Origin of the sequence: Pseudolysinimonas sp. (assembly GCF_031389465.1) — a bacterium.
In the GTDB taxonomy this organism is placed as follows: domain Bacteria; phylum Actinomycetota; class Actinomycetes; order Actinomycetales; family Microbacteriaceae; genus Pseudolysinimonas_A.
Map to the genome: position 1 here is coordinate 1 of NZ_JANMSQ010000023.1, position 4,115 is coordinate 4,115.

The window sequence follows — 4,115 nt, forward strand, 5'->3', positions numbered from 1 at the left end:
GTTCTGCCGATGACGGTGCCGATGCTCATGCCGAATGCGGCATCCGCTGCCGTTTCGATGGATCTGGATGCGCGCGCCTTCGCCCGCACCGACGTTTCGGCGTGCGCGTCGAGCACCGAGGCGATCGCCAACGCCTACGACCACCTGCAGTTGGGCTACGCCGACATCATCCTGGCCGGCGGAACCGAGTCGTGCGTTCACCCGATCACCCTCGCGTCGTTCTCGTCGATGCAGGCGCTGTCTCGTCGCAACGATGAGCCGACCCGCGCCTCGCGTCCGTACGACGTCGATCGCGACGGCTTCGTCATGGGTGAGGGCGCGGCGACACTCGTGCTCGAAACCGAGGAACACGCCCTCGCCCGCGGCGCGAAGATCTACGCCGAACTCGCCGGCGGTGGCGTGACGAGCGACTCGTACCACATCACCGCTCCCGACCCCGAGGGCCGCGGTGCCGCCCGCGCGGTGTTCGCCGCACTCGAGCAGGCCGGGGCGACCGTCGACGATGTCACCCACATCAACGCGCACGCCACCAGCACCCCGGTCGGCGACATCGCCGAATACAAGGCGCTGCTCGCGGTGTTCGGCGATCGCGTGCGGGAGATCCCGGTCTCCGCCACGAAGGGCGCCCACGGGCACCTCCTCGGCGGCACGGGGGCGCTCGAGGCCCTCATCACGGTGCTCGCGGTGCAGAACCGCACGGCACCACCGACGATCAACCTCGACAACCAGGATCCCGAGATCCCGCTGTTCGTCCCGACGGCACCGCACGCCCTCGGCGACGGCCCGCAGCTCGCGATCAGCAACTCGTTCGGCTTCGGCGGCCACAACGCCGTCGTCGCCATTCGTTCCTATGAGGGCTAGCCGCTCCTACGACGCGTAACCCTGGCCCAAGAGCGCCATAGAGGGTTCTCTGCCGCTCGGGAACCCCCGCGCAGCCTCAAGTCTCGGAAATCCGGAATCTCGTCGACGTGTCGTCGACGAACCCTTTGGTTTCCGAGAGTTGGGTCGCGCCGCGGCGACGCACGAAAGGGCCGCTGCCCGACTCCGGGTTCTTCACCCCGGGGGTCCCGAAGTCGGGCAAACAGCTTTTTGGGGGTCTGAAGTTGGTGGGGGGTCAGTGGATGGGGAGGCAGCCGTTGTGCACGGCGCACTCCCCTTCGCCTTCGGCGCCGAGGGGTGCGAGAGCGGACGTGTCGAGGATGGCGTCGGCCGTGAGGATCTCGGCCACTTCGTCGTGGAGGGTCTGGGTCGTCACCGGCATCCGCATCGCTCAGCCGACCTTGTGCAGCCAGATGACCGGCGACTCTTCGGAGGCGAGACGGAACGATTCGAGTTCGTCGTCCCAGGCCTGACCGAGCGCGAGGCGTAGTTCGCGGTGCAGTTCGAACGCGTCCGATCCGGCGACCTCCATGGCCGACCGGATGCGGTCTTCCGGAATGACCAGGTTGCCGACCGTGTCGGTCTGGGCGTAGAAGATGCCGAGGTCGGGGGTGTGCATCCAGCGGCCGCCGTCGGTGCCGAGGCCGGCATCCTCGGTGACTTCGTAGCGCAGGTGCTCCCAGCCACGCAACGCGGAGGCGAGCCCGGCGCCGGTGCCCCGGTCTCCTTCCCAGAAGTACTCGGTGCGAAAGGCGCCCTTGAGAACGGGCTGTTCGCGCCAGTCGAAGTTGACGGCACGACCGAGGGCGCGGCCTGCCGCCCACTCGACGTGGGGGCGCAACGCGCTAGGCGCGGAATGAATGTAGACCACTCCGCGCGCGATCTTCGATTGCACAGCAGCCACTGCTCTCTCCATTCGTCAGGATGCGACTTCCCCATCGACCTGTGAATGGCGAGATATGACTCACGTGCGATTATGCCTGACCGTTGCGACGAATCACAAGAGTGTCATTCCGTGTCGTCATTTCGCATCGCGCTCATTTGGCGTCGCTGTACCGATCGACCACCGAAACCGAGACGGCGAACTCGACGGGCACTGCCCCGAAGAGCAGCCGCCCCGCCTCTGCAGCTGATTCCCGCATCGCGACGACGACATCCTCAGCCATGGCCGCCGGGGTGTGCACGATCAACTCGTCGTGCAGGAAGAACACCAGGTGCGGCTTCTCGACGAGCAACCCCGACGACATCCCCCACAGCCGACGGCGCAGCGACCCCATCCAGCACAGCGCCCACTCCGCTGCGGTGCCCTGTACGACGAAGTTGCGGGTGAACCGCCCCCACCCGGCGGCACGCTGTTGGGTGCGGCGCTTCTGCACCTCGGATGCGGTCTCGTCGTACCCAAGCCCCTCACCCGGCGGCGACGACCGCCCGAGCCAAGTCGACACGACATCACCGTGCTCTCCCGCCCGCGCCGCCGCCTCGGCGAAGCCCATCGCCGCCGGAAAGGCCTTCTCGATGCGCGGCCTCATCCGCCCGCTTTCGCCGGTCGTGCCCCCGTAGATCGCCCCGAGCATCCCGTACTTCGCCTGTTCACGCGTCTCGACGGCACCGGTGTCGACCATGCCCTGGTACATGTCGCTCGCCTGGCCGGCCTTCGCCATCGCCCGATCGCCCGACATCGCGGCGAGCACGCGTGGCTCGAGTTGTGAGGCGTCGGCGACGACGAATTTCCACCCCGGGTCGGGCACGACGGCCGAGCGCACCTGTTTGGGCAACTGCAGTGCTCCCCCGCCGTCGGATGCCCACCGCCCGGTGACGACCCCGCCGGGAACGTACACCGGGCGGAACCGACCGTCGCTCACCCACTCTTCGAGCCAGTGCCAGCCGTTCGCCGAAAGCAACCGCGAGAGCGACTTGTACTCCAGCAGCGGTTCGACCGCGGGGTGATCGATCTCGCGGATCTCCCACTTGCTCGTCGACTCGACCCGGAATCCGGCGTTCTGCAGAGCTTTGAGCAGATCCTGCTGCGAGTCGGGGTTGAGTTCTGGTGCGTCGAGCAGTTCGCGCAGCCGCACCACGAGAGCGTCCAGCCGGGCCGGCCTGGCGTTCGGGATGCGCGGTCCGAGCGCCTCGGTCAGCACCCGGTCGTGTTCCTCGACGCTCCACGGCAACCCGGCGAAGCGCATCTCGGCAGCGACCAGCGCCCCGACGCTCTCGGCGGCGAGCAGCAGCCCGAGCCGTCCGTCATCGCCCGCGCCGGCTGTCGCCTCCCGTTGCCGCTGCCACTCCGCGATCGGATCGTCGTCGTCGGGCGGTGGCTCCAGGTCGAAAAGGGCATCGGATGCCGCGGCGACTCGGGTGGGCGGCGGTGCGTCCCACGCATCGGGGGCGGCGGTCGCGAGCGTCGACGTTGCGGCAGCGGCAGAGTTACGCAGGATCGTGTGGCACAACCTCAGGTCGACGCACCGCTCCACCCGCACTCCTGCGGCGAGCAGCGGCGGATACCAGCGAGAGGTGTCGTTCCACACCCAGCGCGGTCGGTCGGGCTCCCGCGCGGCGACCCAGGCCGCCAGTTCGGACTCCTCGACCACCACGGCCTCACCCACGGCACCGTCGTCGCTCACCTCGGTCGCGAGCACCCCGCGCGAGGTCGAGCGCAGCGCGATGAACACGTCTCCAGTCTGCCGCCGGCCGCCGACCTGGCACGACCGTTACCCCCGAACGGGTGACACAGAACCTGGCATCCGCCTAGGGTCAAAGGATGACCTGGATCAAGAACCACATCTTCGACATCATCGCCGTGCTCATCCTGCTGGTCTTCGTGAGCGCGTGGATCGCCGTGCTCGCTCAGGTGTGGGCCTACCCTCCGACCGACCCCGCCCTTCCCGCGGGAACCGTCGCGCCGACAGCCCCGCGCCTCGCGTTGAGTAGCGCGCTCGTGCTCGCCGCCGGGGTGCTCGCGACGACGATCGGCACGCAGACCGCTGCCGCCCTCGGCTACGCGGTCGCAGAAGTCGCCTCGACGGGCGGCACGGGTGCCATCTCGGCGCAGGCTGTCGCCCAGAAGCTGCCGCTCTGGACCTACGTCGGCATCGCGGTCTACCTGCTCGTCGATGGCGATCACCTTCACGTCCAGTTCGTCGCCGACCGAACAGATGTCGTGAACGCTGTTGACGTACTCTTCGGCCAGCTCGCTGATGTGGCACAGGCCGTCCTTGCCCGGAATGATTTCAATG

Annotated in this window: 5 protein-coding genes; 1 reads left to right on the plus strand and 4 read right to left on the minus strand. The window is 68.3% G+C overall.

The window, feature by feature from the left end; genetic code table 11:
- A partial coding sequence (locus RMO30_RS00800) for a beta-ketoacyl-[acyl-carrier-protein] synthase family protein (protein ID WP_309708218.1) occupies nucleotides 1–861 on the plus strand: 861 nt, incomplete at its 5' end.
- 253 nt (nucleotides 862–1,114) lie between these two features.
- Here the strand turns inward: RMO30_RS00800 and RMO30_RS00805 are convergent.
- The 4 genes from RMO30_RS00805 to RMO30_RS13090 all read right to left on the minus strand — a co-directional run bounded on the left by RMO30_RS00805 (nucleotide 1,115) and on the right by RMO30_RS13090 (nucleotide 4,114).
- On the minus strand, nucleotides 1,115–1,261 hold the full coding sequence (locus tag RMO30_RS00805) for a hypothetical protein (RefSeq protein ID WP_309708220.1): 147 nt from the start codon (nucleotides 1,259–1,261) through the stop codon (nucleotides 1,115–1,117).
- Nucleotides 1,262–1,270: 9 nt separating this feature from the next.
- On the minus strand, nucleotides 1,271–1,795 hold the full coding sequence (locus RMO30_RS00810; protein WP_397427867.1) for a DUF3145 domain-containing protein: 525 nt from the start codon (nucleotides 1,793–1,795) through the stop codon (nucleotides 1,271–1,273).
- A gap of 121 nt (nucleotides 1,796–1,916) precedes the next feature.
- The gene (locus RMO30_RS00815; RefSeq protein ID WP_309708224.1) at nucleotides 1,917–3,551 is read right to left on the minus strand and encodes a bifunctional 3'-5' exonuclease/DNA polymerase; all 1,635 of its coding nucleotides are present in this window, start codon (nucleotides 3,549–3,551) and stop codon (nucleotides 1,917–1,919) included.
- On the minus strand, nucleotides 3,500–4,114 hold the full coding sequence (locus RMO30_RS13090; RefSeq protein WP_397427868.1) for a S1 RNA-binding domain-containing protein: 615 nt from the start codon (nucleotides 4,112–4,114) through the stop codon (nucleotides 3,500–3,502). Before RMO30_RS13090 ends, RMO30_RS00815 begins: the two co-directional genes overlap by 52 nt.
- Nucleotide 4,115: the final 1 nt, after the last annotated feature.

Coding starts and splice junctions, on each gene's coding strand:
- RMO30_RS00805 (WP_309708220.1), bottom strand. CDS start 1,261: ATGCCGGTGACGACCCAGACCCTCCACGACGAAGTGGCCGAGATCCTC.
- RMO30_RS00810 (WP_397427867.1), bottom strand. CDS start 1,795: ATGGAGAGAGCAGTGGCTGCTGTGCAATCGAAGATCGCGCGCGGAGTG.